Raw genomic sequence first — 20,992 nt, forward strand, 5'->3', positions numbered from 1 at the left:
CATAGATGCAACAGAACCCCCAATAGAGCGCCCAAAAAAGACAAAGAAAAGACACCCCTTAAACACTCAAGGTGTAGTAACTCAAGAAGGTATATGCACGGCTTTTTCAAAGGGCAAGCGTCATGATTTCAGGGGTTTTAAGGAATCAAAAACTCATATTCATCCTAAAATTAAGGGTATTACGGATACAGGATATCACGGCTTGAAAACACTCCATAGTAAAACTGAGATTCCAAAAAAGAAGGGTAAGAAAAATCCGCTAACGCAAAAAGAAAAAAAGAAAAATAGAGAACTTTCCAGTGAGCGGGTAATAAATGAAAATGGTATTGGGATGCTCAAACGCTTCAAGATCATCTCTGATACATACAGAAACAGGCGTAACAGATTTAGGCTGAGATTCACGCTCATTGCAGGGGTCTATACCATGGAATTAAAAAAATGAGAGTTTCCGAAGGGGTCTATTCTAAAATATTAAGAATCTCAATACCATAATTGCACTAATGTTTGTTTCTGAGGCACGAATCGAAATATTTTTTCACTTCTTGTGCATTAAACCAATATCCTTCATAATTGAGAATAGTGTGCTGAAAATGAAAAAACTTTGCGTAAAATTTCATTACTTGAAGTGTAAAATACCCCCTAATGATAAAAATACTAAGTAAATTTTGATTGATATATAAATAAATTCACAACAGAAGGTAAAAACCATTCAATTTCAAAATAACTGGATTGCGGATTCCAAAATTTTGGGATAAGAACCCTCCAAAAATCTTAAAAGGATTAAGCATTTTATATCAAGCAGCGCAGTGTTTATATGAATGGAAGCGTACTCCTAGTGTACCTTTTCGCATGAAATTTCCTGTCATTAGTGTCGGAGGACTGACACTAGGAGGTGCGGGTAAAACATCCTGCTCTCTAGCACTGGCTCAGTGGTTGACTAGCTTAGGATATAAATGCATCATGTTAACCCGAGGCTATAAAGGACAATCCCCAGGACCAATGTGGGTGAGCGAAAAAGATACACCCCATTCTGTAGGGGAAGAGGCATGGATGATGGCCCAACACTTTCCTGTTTTTATAGCTAAAAATATTCTTCAAGGTGCCCAATACTTGCATCATACACTAATATCCAATGAAAACACCCTTATCATTTGGGATGACGGTCACCAATATCCAAAAGTGCACAAAGATTTAGCTTTTATCGTAACGAATACTCAGCAATACTTCGGAAACACCTGGGTTTTTCCCGCTGGTCCTTTGCGAGAATCATTATCCGGAGGTATTAAACGAGCTCACGGAATAATTTGTTTATCTCCCCAAGTGCCTGTGGAGCTCCCTGAAACGCTTTCGTTCTGGACAAGTTCCTGTTTTCCCGTAGAGTGTAGGGCCTCATGTTCCCTCCCTAAAAATACACCAGTGGTAGGATTTTGTGGCCTAGGAAATCCGGAACGATTTTGGAATACGCTACATTATTGTGGACTAACCCTTAAAGCACAGGTTACATTTCCCGATCATTACTTTTATACGTCCAAAGATGAAGTATACTTGCAACAGGTAGCACAAAATCATCAGGCCGTATTGATTACTTCTCGCAAAGATTATGTTAAACTATCCTCCTGTATGCAGACATTAACGCACCAAGTTTTACAATCCATTGTATTGAGTCTGGAGCTTCAAAAAATTATATCTGAAATGTTAAAACAATATAATACATAGCACGTACCCCGTAAAACGCGTATGTTTTGAGACAGCATTTCAGGGCTTAATAGAATGATATATTTCCTCCATTTTCACCGCAAAGAATTAATCAGTAGACCCAACGGCAGTCTTGCACAGGGTACAAGACATTTTAGTATAAGTCTTTCCAATATTATTACGCTGGTCCAGAACTCTTGAATCCAAAACTAATAAACAGGCTATCCCAATAGAGATGGAGACTCTTCAATAGGCTGGGAAAAAATACACTGATGCTGACCTTAGAAAGCGGCGCGGTTAAAAGTAAGACAGTATTTTTTTTACCCCAAAATTAAGAAGTTAACCAGTTGTAAAAAGAAGTACGGCTTATTTTAAAAAAAGGCTCTTAGGCACGGGTTATACTGTTAAAAAAAAGACGATTGCTATAGTCGGCATAGTGGGAGAGACTATTAGAAAAACTCATTGTTTACTCTAGGGTATTTACAGAATAGCCCTGCATAAAGGATGCCCTCCACTGCGCTCTCACAGTGGTTTCAATATGAACGATGCAGTCTTTCATCAAGCAATAGAACATGCAGGGCATAGTTTACTGTATTAATCTTATGTTTCAAATCTTAATCTTACCCAGAAAAAATAAACTGAGGCTAAAGCAAGACGATAGAAAAGTCTAGAATTGACATGTTATATCATCTCCCAAAAAAAAGAACCATTCAAAGAAAATATAACTTGAAGTATTTCTTTGAAAATACTTTTTTGAATCTTTGGAGAAAGAATTACTGAGAACTATTTCAAGAATGCCAGCTTTTTCTTAGCAGCTGTCCAAATTAGATGCTTAGGCACTTGATATAATCTTGGCTTGATTTGATTGCCCCCCTAATCGGAAGATGCGTGTCTTCGTCACTTTTCCAGGACTATACAGCACAATAAAAGAAGCTTTTTCTAGTATAGTACATAGTTTTTTGCATATGTCGTTCAACAAAATGGCTCTAATACCTTACATTTCCCGGACTCAATTCTTTTCATTGTACTATTCTTTACAATTTTTGCACCGATACATGTGTTACATTGGATCATAGAGCAATATTCTTTTTTAAGCTGTTTAGAAAAACTTAGATCGGGCTATTTTTCAGTGAAAACGCTCCTGTTTTTTATGCCTAAACCCCACAGTTTTCTCTTGACATTAATTTTTTTTACGAGTAGGATTGCTCAGGAAAAAATTAAATTTTTAAGACTAATGTTTAAAAAAAAATACTTAACTCTTTTGTTTTTCGTGGGAACAGTTTTTGCAGAACATAACGCCCATGCGTCCTATAAGGATTCACAATGGTTTCGCTCACTTTCAGAAAAAAGACAAAATGATTTACTTAGGCTCGAAAAAAAGCTAGTAAATTATCTTACCCCTCCTGAATGGTGCAAACCTATTCCGCTAAATCCCGTAAATTCTATCAATTCTGATGATTCTGATGATTCCAGTAATCAGTTTTCACAAGAAGAAGGCGCTCCATCTTCATCCAGCTCTAGCAATACGTCTGAGGATGAATACCCTGAAGCTAGAAGTATTGTTGCTCTCATGGCAAGAGTCATGACCTTGGGAGATGTAACCCGAGTAACTAAACAAGAACCGGTGTCAGAAAAAACGGTGAAAAATATTTTAAGACAGTTTCAATTGGATCCAAGACATAACAAGCGATCTAAAAAATCTTACCAAAAACTAGACTCAGATGAAAGTTCTGGGGAAGAAAGCGCACAATATCTCTACCACGACTCGAAGCTTCAAAAAGAATACGATGATTTTGGAGACATGCTTTGGGATCTCATATCGGAGCGAAACGAAAATCGTGGGTATCTTATAGCAGACTGTCGCTTCAACGATGACGCTAAACTATCTCGCGGATTAAAGAGGGTATCTAAGCTATTTCCTCAAGTTGTTTTGCCTGATATTCAAAATAAGCTTGAATTCTATAGAGAAAAGAATTGGTATCTTTGCGATGAATTTATGGTTCTTTCGCAGCTTAAGGACGCTATAATTGCTTTAGTTAACCTAATGATTCCAGATAATGGTTTGGAAGATAAATTGAGATACCATACAGAAAAGTTTTTCAGGGATTCACCTTTGAGCAAACGGGAAACTGCTGTTATGGAGAGAAAATTTCAGACTAGAAAACGCTTTTCAGACACGCACATCTTGCGGAAAAACATGCAGCCTATTGCTTACCATAAATTTAATAATGACCGCTCTGCGATTCGTGCGTTGGAGTGTTTAGTAAATTATCCAAAAGAGGGGAAAGAAGACGAGGAAAAACCTAGATATTTTACTTGGGCACTTGTAATATGCAAGGCATTAAAAAATAAAAAGCTTCACCTTCCCCATGGAGTAATTGAGTATTTTGATCGTACGAAGTATCCTCCAAGCAAGCGTGAGTTCGATAAGTACACTGATGACCAAATCTTAGCCTGTTACGAATCCTTATGCAATCTAGTATTCACAGGGGAGATACTGCGTCAAAAGCAATTTTTACAAAAACGACGTTTGGAGAATGAGAAGATAATAAGTGATCTATTTAATCGGTGGGGTGAGCAGGGTGAGCAGTTTGACAAGCAGCAAATTGAAGAAGTGATCCCTCAAAAGAATAAAGAGTTAGACCAGTAATTACCCATACTGGATGTAAGGGCGGAACCTCTTCGCTCTTCCCTTGAAAAGATAAAATAAAACGCGTCAAATACCACGATTCATAAACTTTCAACCAGGATAGATCTGCTGAAATTTAGATATAATTCTTTATAAATCCATTTTTTCACCGTACCTCTTGACGTTATTTTTTTTTACCACTAGGATATCCTACAGAAAGAAATTATAATTTTGAAAAAATATTCCATCGATACTTAAGCTTTTTACTTTCTGCGGGATTACTATTCGTAGAACGTAGTGCTCATGTATTTTATGAGCATTCAGCATGGTTTCTCTTACTGCCACCAGAAAAGTAAAATTTTTTGCGTAAATTCAACGGTGATCTTCTTAATATTATGTGCCCTGATTCTCTTTTGGAAAGTGTTCAAGTGCTAGAATCCAAATCCCCTTCTTTACTCAGAAAGTAGTTAGACGAAATAGTTATGCTTGTTCTTCTTCTGAGCACGAAGACCCAGTATCTAGAGAAATAATAGAAATCATAGGCGAAGCCATGTGTTTTGGATATAAAGCGTTACACCAAGAACAACAGATCCCAGTTTCAGCCGAAAGAGTGGCTGGCTTTGCTGAAAAAATTTTTAGATTACAAAAAATAGAGGGGTTTTCTATTAGCGATAAAGAGTCTTTCTGGTTCAGACTTGGCAGACACAATGACTATGAAATTGTTTTGAAGCAGTATGCAGAAGCTATGAATGAACAATTTCCTGAGGTTAATTTGCTTGATTATTTTGAAGAGTTTAAGACTATTAAAGGAAATTGTAATTATTTTCATAGAAATTGGTCCATTATTCAACGCGTGAAGAGAGCTCAAATATCCTTGACGAGAGTAATGCTTCCAGAGAATGATTGGACTAAAAACGCGGAACACTTCCTAAAAAATCCTCTCAGACGCACTAATGTTGAAAAAGAAGAACTTTCTGAGCTGAATAAAAAGTTTTGGGATGGCTCGTCTTTTAAGGACCCCACAATTTTAAGCAGTAATCTAAAGAATATGTATAGATCTCATAGTTTTTGTTCGGACATTCGTGCTTTGGAAGCACATACACAACTGGTAGAAAAAGATTTTAAAATTTCTGTAAAAGAGCAATTAAAGCTTTTTAATGCTGTGGTTTGCAAAGCAGTGGTAAAAGAATTCAGAATTCCTGTTGGAGTAATGAAGGATTTTGATTATCGAAAATATGATTTAGAAAAAATGAATTTTGAAAAATATTCGGATGACCTATTTTTGAAATGTTACACGGATTTGAAAAGTCTGGTGTTTAGTGAGAGCTTACCTTCAGAAAATAAAATTTCAAACAAGATACGTTCAATGATTAAAACGAGACTCAATAACATATTTGAAACATTTGGTTAAAAAAATTATAACTTCATTGACACGCCAATTGAAGATCCAGTAATTTTCAAAAAAATAAAGAGTTAGATCACTAATTCCCATGCTGAATGTAAGAGCGGAACGTCTCCGTTCTTACTTTGAAAAGTAATATAGAACGCATTAACTCTGCTTAGTATTTCCTTGTGGTTTATGGAAAATGCCACGATTCATAATATTTTCAAGTAGGATAGATCTGCTAAAATTTAGATACAATTCTTTATACACCCACTTTTTCATTGCCCATCTTGACATTAATTTTTTTTTAAATAGAATGAATTTGGGTAAAATAAAATTTTTGAAAAAATGTTTAGTAATAAGTGCTTAATCTTTTTATTGATCGCAGGAACAACTTTTATAAAACATAACGCCAATGCCTCTTATAAGGATTCACAATGGTTTCGTTCACTTTCAAAAGAAAAACAAAATGCTTTACGTACGCTCGAAGAAACGCTAGTAGATTATCTTACCCCTCCTGGATGGGAGGAACTTGTTGAGCTAGCGCCTTTCGTAGATTCTGTCGTAGATTCTGTCGTAGATCTTAGCAATCCTGATGATTTCAGTAATCAGTTTTCACAAGAAGAAGACGCTCCATCTTCACCCAACTCTAGCAGCAATTTTGATGATTTCAGTAATCAGTTTTCACAAGAAGAAGACGCTCCATTTTCACCCAACTCTAGCAGCAATCCGTATGACAATAACGTCTATAACAACAACACGTCTGAGGATGAACATCCTGGAGCTAGAATTATTGTTTGCCTAATGGCAAGAGTCATGACCTTGGGAGATTTAACCCGATTAACTAAACAAGAACCGGTGTCAGAAAAAACGTTGAAAAATATTTTAAGACATTTTCAATTGGATCCAAGACATAACAAGAAATCTAAAAAATCTTACCAAAAACTAGACTCAGATGAAAGTTCTGAAGAAGAAAGAGCACAACTTTACCATCACCAATTTAAGCTCCAAGCAAAATACTATGATTTGGGAGACATAATTTGGAACTTGATGGAGGTGCGACAGTCAGCTCATGAGTCTTTTACACTAGTACATTACACCGGAAACCCTACAACTTTGAAATCTGAGTGTGAATCTTTAGTGGAAATGGTGTGTAAGCTATTTCCTGAGGTTGATTCTAAGAGTACTATAGCTGAGCTTAGCTTTCTTAGGGAAGAGAGTTGGTATCTTTTCAGTAAATCTATGGTTATTTCGCAGCTTAAGGACACTATAATTGCTTTAGTTAACCTAATGATTCCAGATAATGGTTTGGAAGATAAATTGAGATACCATACAGAAAAGTTTTTCAGGGTTACACCTTTGAGCAAACGGGAAATCTCTGTTCTGAAAAGGAAATTTCGGACTCAAACAGAGGTTTCAGACACGCGCATCGTGCGACAACAGATGAAGCCTATTTGTCACCATGAATTTAATAACGGCCGCTCTGCGATTCGTGCGTTGCAGTGTTTAGTGAATTCTTCAAAAGACGAGAACGGGGACAAAAAAAAACCTAGATATTTTATTTGGGCATCTGCAGTATGCAAGGCATTAAAAGATAAACATATTCACCTTCCCCAGAAAATAATTGAGGATTTTGATTGTGCTAAGTATCCTAATTTTCAAAACAAGCGTGAGTTCAATAAGTACACCAAGGACCAAATCTTAACTTGTTACGAATCCTTATGCAATCTAGCACTCTTAGGGAAAGGCCAGTATCAAGATCAATTTTTACAAGAACGCCGTTCGGCTAATAAGCAAACAATAAGTGACTTATTTAATCGGTGGGGTGAGAAGTTTGACTGCTTAATTGACAAGCAGCAAATTGAAGATCCAGTAATTCCTCAAAAGAATAAAGAGTTAGATCAGTAATTCCCCTACTAAAGGTAAGAGCGGAACATCTTCGCTCTTATTTTAAAAAAATAAAACAGAACGCATTAACTCTGCTTAGTATTTCCTTGTGGTTTATGGAAAATGCCACGATTCATAATATTTTCAAGTAGGATAAATCTGCTAAAATTTAGATACAATTCTTTATACACCCACTTTTTCATTGCCCATCTTGACATTAGTTTTTTTTTAAATAGAATGAATTTGGGTAATTTTTGAAAAAATGTTTGGTAATAAATGTTTAATCTTTTTATTGATCGCAGGAACAACTTTTATAAAACATAACGCCAATGCCTCCTATGAGCAGTCAGCGTGGTTTCTCTCGCTTTCACAAGAAAGACAAGATTTTTTGCGTGAAGTTAGCCATGATCTTCTAAATTTACTTCGCCCTTATGGAAGGGTTAACGTACCGCTAGATCATGACAATTATAAGGAGGAGGAGTATTTTGAGAACGAATACCCGGAACTTGGAGATATAATCGAGACTATGGCTCAAGTTATGCGCCTTGGATATAACGGATTTAACCAAAATCAAGTGTCCCTGGAAACAGCCTCTGGTATTGCTACAAGGATTTTTAGATTAGAACCAAGAATATTAGGAGGTAAACCAGCCCCTACAAGTGAAGCACAAAACAAAAGAAACATCAAAGATAACATTGTTCCTAGTGAGAGGCTTTGGAAGTTGATAGAATACCGAGATGAAAATTGTTTTGACGACATAACTACGGATCGTGATATATTTAAAGAGTATTTCGATAAGCGTGAAACCGCCGTGAAGAAAACATTTCCTGAAACTGATTTTTCTAATTGGTTTCAAAAATTTAAAGCTATTGGAGCACAGTATAATTATAGTTATAGAAAATGGGCAATTAAGGAACATCTGCAAAACGCTCAACTATCTTTGATGGGACTAATGCTTCCAGGAAATGATTGGATTAAGGAAGCAAAACACTCCCTAAACAAATCCCTAAAGCGTACTTTTCAAATAAAATCTAAAATAAAAGCGCTTAAGAAGGAGTCATATTTTTCAGATACCGATATTTTAAATCTCATTATGAAGAGGATTTACAAGCCTGTTAGTGTCTCTTCCGCCATTCGTGGTGTGAAAGAAAAGCTAAAAGATAAGAACGAAGAGCAGAATTTTACTATAGAGTTTTGTAGAGCTAAGATTTGCAAAGTATTAGTAGAAAACAATGTCAGGATTTCGGAAAATCTAATAAAGTATTTCAATTACCCAAAATATGATTTAGTGAATTTTGAAAAATATTCTAGTGATGTAATTTTGAAGTGTTACAATAATTTAAGAAGTTTAACACTTAATGAGAGAGTTCCGTCTCAGCATCAAGTTTTAAAGAAGAAACGTTCGATGATTAAGAAGAAAATAGATGACATATTTGAAACATTTCCTTTAAATCATGACAACTTGATTCAAAAGCAAATGGAAGATCTAGTAATCTCCAAAAAAACAAAGATGTAAGTCAGTAACTTTCATACTGAATGTAAGAGCGGAACATCTTCGCTCTTATTTTAAAAAAATAAAACAGACCGCATTAACTCTGCTTTCTATTACCTTGAGCCTAGCTTATCATGACCTGAAAATATGGTTGATGGCAAATGTTACGGCTCATAAAAACCCCATTATGATTTGTTTGTTCCCAATCTAAGTCCTACCTTCTATGTTCCCAAAGAGAGCAAATAAGGTGTTCTTTTAATAAGCCATGGAGCATTATTCTTTCAGGCTCCACTTTTATTGATCTATATTATAATTTTTCATTCTATCATTTGTAAATCATTAATTTTGACATAACGCGTTCTTTTCTGGAACCTAAAGCTTTGATACTATCTGATTTCTGACGGAAAAAAATACTTAATTAAAGTTCAAAGCAAATGACATTCAGCATACTACTCAATGCTTTTTGCTTGCCCTTCTTCTAGACTAACTTCTATTTTTTAAAGCGCCCAAAGAAGTGTTTATGAGTGTAGAGTCAATTATTATCCTTATCTTAGCGCCAAAGTATTCAGTATTCTCTGCCAGATCCCAGATTTAGTTCATGCCATAAACCTTTTTATATATCATTAGATAAAACACTTTAGGTCAAAGCTGTTTTGGCCACCCACATTTCCGCTTTTATACGTCTTCCTTACCATGGTCTTTAGACTTTGTATTTCTTTCTGTACTAATTACTCTGAATTTGATTTATTGATTTTTGTTTAAATTTTATAGTATTCTGCAACGCTTCCATTGTAATATCTATCCTTTTAAATGGCGACACCTCTTAAAACTTCTTGTTGTATAAGTATTTTATCTAGGTCGTGTTTCGACCTATTAAAGCCCTTGTATAAAGAAAGAATATGTAGTATCATAAAGTTAAATTTTTTTTGAGTTAGTAAAAATGTCAAGGTGCTGTGTTATTACAGGTAAAAAAGCACTTCGAGGGAACTTGGTGAGTCATGCCAATAATAAAACAAACCATTTTTTCTTACCTAATGCACGAAAAGTGCGTTTAAAAAGCAAAATTTTAGGAAAAACAGTTTCATTTATAGTTTCTGCTCGGGGTCTTCGTACTTTAGATAAGTACGGAGGGTTAGATTCCTATCTTCAAAAACGTACTAAGCGTCGTCTCAATGAGGCGTTGCATCCGTTAAAGCGTGCGCTCATGAGGAAAATTACTCCCGATCTGTGAACGTTTTGTTTTTGTAATGTTTTGGAGAAATAAGAGTTTTTTTACTACTATTGTAGAAGGAATAATAGACGCTTTATCTTTATTAATTTTATCTATTAGTTTTTTTTTATTAGTAAGCTTTTTATCTTATACTCCTCATGACCCCAGTTGGAATGTGTGTGTTCGGGGAGTTCCTGACAATTTGATGGGAACTTGGGGTGCTTATGTAGCGGATTTTTTTTTTCAGTGGTTCGGGTTAGGCGCCTGGGTTTGGGTTTTTTCAGGATTTGGTACTTTTATCAGTATAGCTCTTCGAAAATCGTTCTGGGTTTGGATACGATGGGGAGTTTTATTAAGTATTTTGGCTTCTTTTTTCTTCGCTGTATGCTCAAAAAAAATAAATGCTTCTTGGGGAATTTACCCCCCTGGTTTGGGCGCTTGGATTAAAGAAGGGGCCGTATCCTTATGGATCTGTTTAGGATTGTTTGGGTATAGTGTTTTGTGTATTGGGAGTCTTTTACCAACTTTTTCTTTGTTCAGAAAATTTACGGAAATTTTTTCTTTTTGTCATAGAGCAATTAAGAAAGAGAACTCTACTGCGGACCATTCTAAGGATTCAATTCAAAAAAATTTCCAGTCTGAATTCCCTGTGAATATTCAAAAAAGATCCAGCACTAATTTCCTTCATTCTCCTGTAAACGTTAAAGAAGAGGAGAGAAAAAAAAGTGAGGTCTATCTAAATAATCCCGATACTGTACTTCCTCCTTTAGAGTTTTTAGCAAAAAATCCAGAAAAGGTTTCTGTTAGAACAGAAATTACTCAAGGCGCTATTGATCGTCTACAAACAGTACTGGAAGAATTTGGCATTAAAGGAAACGTGGTGAACGCACGTCCTGGCCCTGTGGTCACGTTATACGATTTAGAGCCAGCCCCTGGAGTGAAATCCGCTCGTATTATCAGTTTGTCCGATGATATTGCCCGTTCCATGAGTGCGCTTTCCGCTCGCATCGCATTAATTCCTGGAAAAAATCTTGTAGGCATAGAATTGTCCAATGTACACCGCAATATGGTCTATCTCCACGATTTATTAAATAGCCCCTTATACACAGAGTTTCCAGGACAGCTCGGATTAGCCTTAGGACAAGATATTGCTGGTCAACCTGTCATTGTAGATTTGGCGCGCATGCCTCATCTATTAGTAGCGGGTACCACAGGATCTGGAAAGTCTGTAGGAATCAGTAGTATGATCTTATCCCTTTTGTATCGTTTATCTCCTAAACAATGTAAATTGTTACTTATTGACCCTAAGATCATTGATCTTACGGTTTATGATGAGATTCCCCATTTAATCGCTCCAGTTATTACGGATTATAAAAAAGCCTTAGAGGCGTTAAAATGGGCGGTACAGGAAATGGAATTACGATATCGAAAAATGTCTCAATTGGGAGTACGGAATATTTTAGGGTACAATCAAAAAGTTCAAGAAGCGAAAAAAGAAAATCAACCCCTGATGCGAGAAGTACAGTTAGGCTTTGATACCGAAAATCGTCCGTGTTTTCAGCAACAGGTCTTTGAAACGGAGTTTTTACCCTACATTGTAATCGTTGTAGATGAGATGGCAGACCTCATGTTGGTGGCAGGCAAAGAACTAGAAGTATTAATTCAGCGATTGGCCCAAATGGCCCGCGCAGCAGGCATTCATCTTATTATGGCCACCCAACGTCCTTCGGTGGATGTTATTACCGGTACTATCAAAGCAAATTTTCCCACACGCGTTAGCTTTCAGGTCAGTTCTAAAATTGATAGTCGGACTATTTTGGGTGAACAAGGTGCAGAAAGCTTATTAGGGCAAGGCGACATGCTGTACATGGCCTCTGCAGGCCGTGTCATGCGGGTTCATGGTCCTTTTGTCAGTGATGAAGAGATTGAAAAAGTAGTGAATTTTTTAAAAACAAGAGGTGTTCCGGAGTATATCAACATGGAAATCCAGGAAGAAGACGGAAAGATAGACTATAGTCAGTCTTCTCAACATGATGCATTATATCAAAAAGCTGTGGCAATTGTATATCAAGACCGAAAAGTATCCACCAGTTACATTCAACGTCAACTACAAATTGGATACAATCGAGCTGCCCGTATTATTGAACAGATGGAAAAAGAAGGCATTATTTCCGCACCTAACCATTCAGGAAAACGGGAAATTCTTGTTGGATAATTTCATACTCTTTATCCTGCAAATTAAACTTTTTCTCATGCTATGCAGTCCTTTAAGCTATTGAGCTAAATTTTTCAGTATATTTTTCTATTCTGTTGGTGAAGACATACAACTGAGTTCATTTAACACGCACACCTCTTTTTTACTAAACTATCAGAAGGTTTGATAGTTTTTTCTTTACCAAAGGTTGCCTGCATCCAAAGAAAATGTATTAGAGAATCCGTAGGAATCCATTAAACTTCCCCGAGTAATATCTGTGCTGGCATAATGTAATGCGTACGCAGACACTAATCCCACACTAACAATACCCAGAGTCCACAGAATCCATCTTAGGTTTAAATGAAATCTCATTATTTTACCTTTGTTTAGATCTTTCTTAAAGAATACCCCAGAAGTATGAAAAAAATATTAATTTAATACGCGCTTCTTTGGGCAGGTACAGAAAAGTAACATCATTTTGAACATCTAAAATTTACAGTATCCAAAAATATTTATTTTTTCTTAGGAAAGTTTGTTTTTTGTGATTTGATCTGCTTTAGAAGAGCATCATCAACTTCATTGTCACTTAAAGACTCAAAGAGGTCTGTTAAAATGGCCCTACTCACAGTTCGGATATTTTTAACGAGAATATTATATTGGTCAGCCTGTCCCGACCGAGGCGTTTTAATTAAATATAAAGTAGGATTTTTAGCATTACTGGAAAACGTTTTCTCTTCAATCAGCTCCGAGGCTTTACCACCAGGTTTAAAAATTTGAATATTAATGGATTGTTTATCCGCAACAGCTTGTAAAAATCTATCAATATTTGCAGGACACATGGTATTATTTCCAGACAGCGCTCTGGTTACAAAATTCTTTTTGCCTTCTTGAGCATCTTTTGTTTGAGAAATTGATGCAAGGGCTTCAAATGGATCTAAACACTGTTGAGTAAAGAAATCGTTGGATCCAGAAAGTATTCCTACCAAATTTTTGGCTTCCTGAGAAAATTTACTCATTTGGAGCTCTGCAAAACTTTCTTGCATTTCTTTAGATAAATTTTGAAGTATTGTGTAAGTCTCATCCGGTGTCAGACCCAAAGCCCGCTCTACACAGCCGGTATGGTTAAAATCTGAAAGTTGCACATACGTTCCATTATTAAAGGAGTACGATGAAAATAAAGCGAGCGATTTAGGAGCATTTTTACTTTTTCGGACAAGATCGATGTATAATTGAGAGTCAAACTCTAATTCATCATTTAGCGTTTCTTTTGTCTTGGGAGAAAATACAATACTTCTACCATCTTTTCCTTTAAAATTCACTGTTTTCTGGATAACAGAATGTTGATCTGGAAGATTCGTACCCGAATATGAATTACAAGCATATCCTAGAAGTAAAAAAAATAAAAATGTACTCTTATTTTTGTTATTCATTATAATGTTCATTTTTCTAAAAGAAAGTATTTTTCATTCACAATAATAAGTGATTTTTATTAAAAAAATGCCAAATTTCAATGTTCTTGATAATTTTAAAAATAGCGTTTCATCCTGTCTCAAGACGTGCTAGAATACGAAAAATATAATTAGGATTGCAATGCTGCCTACGACACAAAGATTCTTACTATTTCTTCTGCGTCCTTTTATTGTTTTTCTGATACTTTCGGTATTGGTAGGAATCTATTTTCCGTCTTTTTTAGCCATCGTCATGATTAATCCTTGGCTCAATGGAACAATTTTGGGTATCACCTTCCTAGGGTTAGGGACGCTGATCTCGGAAATGCTTTCAATGTATGGGGAGTTTAAATATTTAGAAGCGCATCAGCCCCAAAAGTTGCGAATTTTTCCCAATCCAGCATTTTACTTAAGCTTTCCTATCCTTCAATGGTATCAAAGTGGTATGCACATTGATGCCAAGCTTCCATTGTCCCAATGCGAAAAGCGATTAGCACAACGCTTAAGATTTGGGCAATTTTTAGCAGGCACTTTAGTATTTGCGGGTCTTTTAGGAACGCTTTGGGGCTTATCTCAATCCATTATCGTTATGGCAGATATGTTTCAACACAGTATTACAGATGGTTCGGGAAAAGGTGATTTTTTGATGATCGTTCGAGATCATCTTTCTGATGCTTTGTCTAAAATGGGATTAGCATTTAGTTCTTCTTTACTGGGGCTTGGGGGGTCTGTGCTCCTTCATTTTTTTTTAATGCAGCTTCGGGTGCTTCAAGGCCAATGGTACGACCAAATTGTGCGTTGGGTTCAAGATAGTTTGAACAACAAGTCCAGTACCGATTTAGCACGACGCGCAAGTTTAGATGAAACCTTTACGCCGGATGTAATGGTACCGCTCTTAAACAGAATTTTTGTAAGTCTAGACGGATTTTCCTTAACCCACAAAGCACAACTTCAACGTTGCCAAGATTTAACGGAATGTTTTCTTTCCTTTAGTGCCAAAGTTCAAGATCTTTCCGAACTTATGAAAGGCCAACACCATATTTTAAACAAGTGGGCCCAAGAACAAATGACTAGTCGACACGCACTGGAAGTAATGGGACAAAAACTAGAAGATTTGGGATTTTCTGGAGACGAGGCCATTCGTCATGCTTTAACTAAAATTACGGTCTGTTGTGAATTTTTGGCCCGACAACAGGGCTATGATAGTCCGCCTAACACGACGCTATGATGACAGGTCCCATCAAAGAAACGCCCATCATGGCGCAATATGGAAAAATTAAGGCTCAATATCCGGACTGCTTAGTATTTTTTCGTTTGGGAGAATTTTATGAACTTTTTGATGAAGACGCGAAAATTGCTGCTCAAATTTTGCAAATCGTCTTAACCGCCCGACACAAAAACTCTTCCACACCGGTTCCCATGTGCGGTGTTCCTGTCCATGCCAGTGATGGATATATCGCAAAATTAGTGAAATCAGGATACAAAGTAGCGCTTTGTGAACAATTAGATGACGTTGAAGAAGAAGATCGTGCCTCTCATCCAACAAAAGGACCGATACATCGGGATGTGGTTCGTGTGATTACGCCCGGCACCTTAACAGAAGATACATTATTAGAGGCGAAAGAAAATAATTTTTTGCTCTCTCTGGTGCGATATTACCCTCAAAAATCTTCTCCTACGTATGTTATTGCGTACGTAGACATCTCTACCGGAGATTTTTTTATTCAATCTCATCCTTTATCTGAATTAGAGGAAGCGTTGTGTGCGTTAAATCCAAAAGAAATTTTGATCCCAGAACCCCTTTGGAAAAGTGATGCTGTTCCTTTTTTATTAAAATCTTGGAAACATACCTTGACTATTTTGCCCGAAAGTCGTTTTGAGATTGAGGGCTGCGAGCATCGTTTAAGTGTATTCTTTCAAGTAGAATCCACTCAGGGCTTGGGATCATTTTCTCAGGGAGAAATTTGCGCTGCCGGAGGCTTGGTAGATTATGTGGTACTGACGCAAAAACGTCAAGCTTTAAAACTGAGTCGTCCTAAGCATCATCGTCAAGATTTTTGGGTACGTCTCGATCCCTTCACCCGTAAAAATTTAGAAATTTTTGAAACCTTTTCTGGACACAGTACGCATACACTTGCTCGTATGATGGACCGTACTGTCACAGCTTTTGGAGCGCGTTTGCTGACGTACCGACTTCAGCACCCTACTCAAGATTTAGAAATTCTCAACACACGCTTGGATAGTATTGAATATTTTTTACATCAGGATGAAAAACGTACTGGTATTCATTCTCTTTTGAAAAATATTCCAGACTTAGAGCGCATTGTAACGCGCCTCATCAATGGAAGAGGACATCCTAAAGAATGGCTAAGTCTGAGACAAGGACTGGGAATGTTGCCTCATCTTTCACCTTTTTTAGAGCGCTGTCCTCTAGAAATACGGCCGCTCATCCCTCACTTAACGCACTATCAGAGCTTTCATCACACGCTATGTCAAGCGTTTCAAGAAAACGGATCTCAAGAAGATGGATGGATTAATCCCCAATATAGTCCCGCTCTCAAGAACCTGCGTCGCATACACCAAGATGCCGTTGAGATTTTAGACAGTCTTCAACGGCGCTATATTGAGATCACAGGAATCAATGCGTTAAAAATAAAATACAATAAAATCATCGGACATTATATAGAAATACCACCCCAGGCAACATCAAAAATGCCCTTTGAGTTTACACTAAAACAAACTCTTACCACTTCAGCACGCTACACGACAGGAGAACTCTGTGATATGGCAGCGCAGTTAGAAGCAGCAACACAAAGAACGCAAGCCTTGGAGGAAGAAATTATCCAAGAATTTACTCAATCTCTTGGGGAACTTCATGGAGCGTTAAAGCAGGCCTGCGAATTTTTAGGTATTTTAGACGTTTCTGTGGCACTGGCGGAGCTTGCCCATCAACATCATTATACACGACCTTTTTTAGATCAAAGCACGGTATTTCAGATAGAACAAGGACGACACCCCGTCATTGAGTGGGTTTTTTTTCATGAAAATCAAAAAAAATTTATTGCAAACCATTGCGAATTAACTCCAGAGCATCCTTTATGGATCATGACAGGACCCAATATGGCGGGGAAAAGTACATTTTTAAGACAAAATGCATTAATCGCTTTTATGGCGCATATGGGAAGCTTTGTTCCGGCAAAATCTGCAAAAATAGGATGTATAGATCGTATTTTTACTCGAGTGGGGGCTAACGATGATTTAGCTCGGGGACATTCCACTTTTATGGTGGAAATGTTGGAAACGGCCTGCATCCTTAATCAAGCCACAAAAAAAAGTTTTGTTATTTTAGACGAGGTAGGACGCGGCACTTCTACCCAAGATGGTCTTTCTTTAGCCTGGGCATGCGTTGAGTATATGCTGGAGAATCTTGAATGTCGCACATTATTTTCTACCCATTATCATGAACTGGCGGCACTAAACTATCTACCCTGCGTACGGTTTTTTACCTTCAAAATTACTGAGTGGAATGAACAAATTATTTTTTTTCATGAGGTTGTGGAGGGAATCACGGATCAATCTTATGGAATTCATGTAGCACGCCTTGCTGGGATGCCAGAGCGCCTTTTGGTTCGAGCACAAGAATTACTTCAACAATTTCGTGAGCATCCCCCCATGTCGAGTGTTTTATTGAAGAAAAATACATTATTATGATGGCACCACATATTTTATTGGTAGATGATGATCTACGATTGTTAGATCTTATAAAACGCTATTTACACCAGTATCACTATTGGGTTTCTTCTGCAACGCGAGTCATCCACGCAGAACAGGCTTTAAGTACGTTTCGATTTGATGCTATTATTTTAGATGTTATGTTACCAGAAGAAGACGGTTGGTCATTTTTGGAGCGTCGATCTTTTGATCTACCACCAGTTATTTTTTTAAGTGCTATGGGGGGACCAAAGGAGCGGGTAAAAGGATTGTCTTTAGGTGCTAAGGATTACATAATGAAACCCTTCGAGCCCACTGAATTGCTGCTTCGCTTACGAAACCTAATTCCTGCAGCACGTATTTTACAGTTGGGGAATGTCTGGCTAAATCTTCAACAAAAAGTCCTGTATGATGCGCAGCAACATATTATTCCGCTTACAGAATTAGAAAATAAAGTGTTAGTATACATGGCGCATCGCCCTAATAAAGTGATCAAAAGAGACGAACTAGTAGAAAGGTTTTTTAGCGCTACATCTAATCCTAGAGTGTTAGACGTGACCTTAAGCCGTTTACGAAAAAAGTTAGATCCGTCTAATACTCACCGTGGAATATTACACGCCATCCGAAACCAAGGATATATTTTAAAACTCCATACGTAATATAGATCAAAAAAATGTAATATTTCTAATATTCATACCGAATTATAAAATTTTTAATATATTTACTGTAAAATTTTCTAGTAAATTAAAACGCAATATTTAATGAATTATATATGGATGGTAGGAACTATTCTTTTCAGTGGAATGCTTCAAGCCTACAATGATAATGAGAGAGCACAACAAGAAACAGTAATCATAAAAATGTCCCAAGATTTATTGAATACATTAAATAAAAAATGGACCTCGAAGAGTAAATGGACCAATGTAAAAGATATGGTCCAAGATGTAGAAGCTATAGTCAAAGCGTATAAAATAGGAGTAGATTTTTCTCACGACCTCATATTTCGCACTCCTCCCCTTGATGCATTAATCAAATTTCTTATGGAATTAAGGCAAAAAGAATTATCTTTGCAAATAATACAAGAAAGCGTTTCGAATTTAGAAAAATATTTTGAAAAAGACACATTGGTAACACTCAAACCCCAATTTGCACACTATACTGAAAAGTTTTGTGCAATAGGTGCACCCATTGATGTAGGTCGGTGCACAGATACGCTAAATATTTTTTTAAATCCCCTGAAGAGAAAAAGTATTTCTGAAAGTCATGAAAAAATCACTGAAAGCATTCCCCAAAGAACCCAAAGTCTTGGAAAAATCGGATCTAAAAAAGAATCTTTTAGGTCTAAATCTTTGCAATCAATAAAAAAATTAGGAAGTTTTATTACAAGTTCTTCCACTTCTAGCAAAAAAAATTAGTCATAAGAAAATATTATCGCATACAAGAGGGGTCTGTTTGGAAAACGGGTATTTTGTTTAAATTGGCAAGTTTTAATAAGCAATTAGAATCCATGCTTCGAAATATTAGTATTTTTAGGCAAAATTCGTTTAAATTTCGATGATTTAGAAGATTTTAGGCGTGATGATCCCTTGTTTTAAGCAAAGATTATGGTGGAGCATCTATTTTAATAAGTCTTTTTAGGGTATGGCCATGTGTGGATGGGTTTATTTCATGATTCATCACTTTAAGCCCCTCGTCGTGAAAATATTTCAGACTGTCTCGAGCGAAAGATCTTAATTTAACGGGGCCTAAAGAACTTTTTGGTGGTATAAATCAAGACATTGTGCAATTTATTCATGGTCTTGTGTGGATTTTAATGGTTGAAGCATCATAGAAAAATGCGCCTTAAAATTAGGGGGTCCTTCAAAATGGGGACTCTATACAGAGCAATCTCTGGTACCTAAGGTATTTCGGTGGAAATCATTATTATAGATGCTACCATAAGCGCATCGTTCTTAAATAGGCCAAATACATCGTAACTGAGTACGTAAGTAAAAACAAACCATAGGATGAGATTGTAAATCATCTTGAATTAGGTACTCAACTATGGCAGGATAAAAAGGGAAGCTTCATGTCTAGACGTCCATAAAATACCCATTTAAAAAAAACAGCACTCAATTCTCTAAGCAAAGAAAAAGCACAAAAAGAAACATCAGCAGTATTTGAGGTAAAAACAATACAGTAATTAGATGGCGTAATCAATGTAAGAAAGAAATTACCATGCTAGAGAACGGTTGGGGTGTAAACGTAGACTAAAATATTCAAACGTAGAACTACTTTCTCAAAGATAATAAGCATACTGGAACTGAGTTTACTAGAGTAATTTAGTAAGGCTTTAATATCATTCTGTACATTGAGTATCGTTTAATAGTAGCCTAAAATGTATCAAGGAATTCAAATCGGGCCAATATAGCGGTAAGAAGATTAGCCTGAAGCCAATCCATTCAATTCTAATGGTTTTGTCTTCTAGGCGTTATGGAATGAGGCATGAGGCATGATTCATAATCAGACTGAGGCATGAGGCATGATTCATAATCAGACTGAGGTTTAGCGCTATGATTCAACACTGTTCTATGCAATGACTAAAATGGAAGAACCATTAAACCCACTAGGAGCAATGGATTACTTATTCCAGCGATATTACCAATTTTTTTGGACAATTTTTTTGGAATATGTACTACGATACTACGCTTTTTACCAACCAGTGTTTCACTTCTCTTACCCTCACTTTTTGTCTTTGCAAATCCTCTCTCTATACTGCTCTCGTGGATTTTATACAAAATGTTCAGGTGCTATATCGTTGATTGTTTCTGAATATTGATTTTTTCACAAGCCTCCCCAAAGGTAAAGTTTTTATCGCTAAAGGCTCATTTTTTAAGTCTTCTATAGACAAAAGCAATAGGCCTAGCGATCTCTTCTCATGGTTTAGCTTCGTTATTTTCAGTAGACCTCTTCGGAAACTGTCATTGTTCTAATTCCATGGTATAGACCCCTGCAATGAGCGTGAATCTCAGTCCAAATCTGTTACGTCTGTTTCTGTATGTATCAGAGATGATCTTGAAGCGTTTGAGCATCCCAATACCATTTTCATTCATTACCCGCTCACTGGAAAGTTTTCTATTTTTTCTTTTTTCTTCTTGCGTTAGCGGATTTTTCTTACCCTTCTTTTTTGGAATGTCAGTTCTACTATGGAGTGTTTTCAAGCCTTGATATCCTGTATCCGTAATACCCTTAATTTTAGGATGAATATGAGTTTTTGATTCTTTAAAACCCCTGAAATCATGACGTTTGCCCTTTGAAAAAGCCGTGCATATACCTTCTTGAGTTACTACACCTTGAGTGTTT

15 protein-coding genes are annotated in these 20,992 nt (G+C 36.6%); 12 read left to right on the top strand and 3 right to left on the bottom strand.

Annotation, left to right across the window (positions count from 1 at the left end; all coding sequences use genetic code 11):
* The 8 genes from HCUR_RS02135 to HCUR_RS02170 form a co-directional block, all read left to right on the top strand.
* The coding region (locus HCUR_RS02135; protein WP_165780648.1) for a transposase family protein at nucleotides 1–442 on the top strand (442 nt) is incomplete at its 5' end.
* Between the two features lie 287 nt (nucleotides 443–729).
* On the top strand, nucleotides 730–1,716 hold the full coding sequence (gene lpxK / locus HCUR_RS02140) for a tetraacyldisaccharide 4'-kinase (RefSeq protein ID WP_165780649.1): 987 nt from the start codon (nucleotides 730–732) through the stop codon (nucleotides 1,714–1,716).
* 1,036 nt (nucleotides 1,717–2,752) lie between these two features.
* The gene (locus HCUR_RS02145; protein ID WP_207760870.1) at nucleotides 2,753–4,345 is read left to right on the top strand and encodes a hypothetical protein; all 1,593 of its coding nucleotides are present in this window, start codon (nucleotides 2,753–2,755) and stop codon (nucleotides 4,343–4,345) included.
* A gap of 529 nt (nucleotides 4,346–4,874) precedes the next feature.
* Nucleotides 4,875–5,735, top strand: a complete 861-nt coding sequence (locus HCUR_RS02150; protein WP_104206540.1) for a hypothetical protein — start codon at nucleotides 4,875–4,877, stop codon at nucleotides 5,733–5,735.
* A gap of 321 nt (nucleotides 5,736–6,056) precedes the next feature.
* Nucleotides 6,057–7,616 carry a hypothetical protein gene (locus HCUR_RS02155; RefSeq protein ID WP_104206541.1) on the top strand — a complete coding sequence of 520 codons (1,560 nt, stop codon included), beginning with the start codon at nucleotides 6,057–6,059 and terminating at the stop codon, nucleotides 7,614–7,616.
* Between the two features lie 241 nt (nucleotides 7,617–7,857).
* Nucleotides 7,858–9,111: an alkaline phosphatase family protein gene (locus tag HCUR_RS02160; protein WP_104206542.1), complete on the top strand. Its 1,254-nt coding sequence runs from the start codon at nucleotides 7,858–7,860 to the stop codon at nucleotides 9,109–9,111.
* Between the two features lie 916 nt (nucleotides 9,112–10,027).
* Nucleotides 10,028–10,318 (top strand): 50S ribosomal protein L28, encoded by a 291-nt coding sequence (gene rpmB / locus HCUR_RS02165; protein WP_104206543.1) that lies wholly within the window; start codon nucleotides 10,028–10,030, stop codon nucleotides 10,316–10,318.
* 16 nt (nucleotides 10,319–10,334) lie between these two features.
* Nucleotides 10,335–12,512 (top strand): DNA translocase FtsK, encoded by a 2,178-nt coding sequence (locus HCUR_RS02170; protein WP_104206544.1) that lies wholly within the window; start codon nucleotides 10,335–10,337, stop codon nucleotides 12,510–12,512.
* Between the two features lie 177 nt (nucleotides 12,513–12,689).
* Here HCUR_RS02170 and HCUR_RS08290 read toward each other — a convergent pair whose 3' ends face one another.
* Both HCUR_RS08290 and HCUR_RS02175 read right to left on the bottom strand, forming a co-directional pair.
* A complete protein-coding gene (locus HCUR_RS08290) occupies nucleotides 12,690–12,863 on the bottom strand; it encodes a hypothetical protein (RefSeq protein ID WP_165780651.1) in 174 nt (57 codons plus the stop codon).
* A 140-nt stretch (nucleotides 12,864–13,003) separates the two neighbouring features.
* A complete protein-coding gene (locus tag HCUR_RS02175; RefSeq protein WP_104206545.1) occupies nucleotides 13,004–13,921 on the bottom strand; it encodes a hypothetical protein in 918 nt (305 codons plus the stop codon).
* Between the two features lie 160 nt (nucleotides 13,922–14,081).
* Here HCUR_RS02175 and HCUR_RS02180 point away from each other — a divergent pair, with 160 nt between their 5' ends.
* The 4 genes from HCUR_RS02180 (at nucleotide 14,082) to HCUR_RS02195 (ending at nucleotide 19,065) form a co-directional block, all read left to right on the top strand.
* Nucleotides 14,082–15,167 carry a hypothetical protein gene (locus tag HCUR_RS02180; RefSeq protein WP_104206546.1) on the top strand — a complete coding sequence of 362 codons (1,086 nt, stop codon included), beginning with the start codon at nucleotides 14,082–14,084 and terminating at the stop codon, nucleotides 15,165–15,167.
* Entirely contained in the window at nucleotides 15,167–17,650 is a 2,484-nt protein-coding gene (mutS, locus tag HCUR_RS02185) for a DNA mismatch repair protein MutS (RefSeq protein WP_207760871.1), read from the top strand. Before HCUR_RS02180 ends, mutS begins: the two co-directional genes overlap by 1 nt.
* Complete coding sequence (locus HCUR_RS02190) at nucleotides 17,647–18,309, top strand: response regulator transcription factor (protein WP_104206548.1); 663 nt, start codon at nucleotides 17,647–17,649, stop codon at nucleotides 18,307–18,309. Before mutS ends, HCUR_RS02190 begins: the two co-directional genes overlap by 4 nt.
* Before the next feature lie 102 nt (nucleotides 18,310–18,411).
* On the top strand, nucleotides 18,412–19,065 hold the full coding sequence (locus HCUR_RS02195) for a hypothetical protein (RefSeq protein ID WP_129591846.1): 654 nt from the start codon (nucleotides 18,412–18,414) through the stop codon (nucleotides 19,063–19,065).
* A gap of 1,545 nt (nucleotides 19,066–20,610) precedes the next feature.
* Here HCUR_RS02195 and HCUR_RS07715 read toward each other — a convergent pair.
* A partial coding sequence (locus tag HCUR_RS07715; protein ID WP_165780652.1) for a transposase family protein occupies nucleotides 20,611–20,992 on the bottom strand: 382 nt, incomplete at its 5' end.

This window comes from Holospora curviuscula (assembly GCF_002930195.1).
GTDB classification, from domain to species: Bacteria; Pseudomonadota; Alphaproteobacteria; order Holosporales; family Holosporaceae; genus Holospora; species Holospora curviuscula.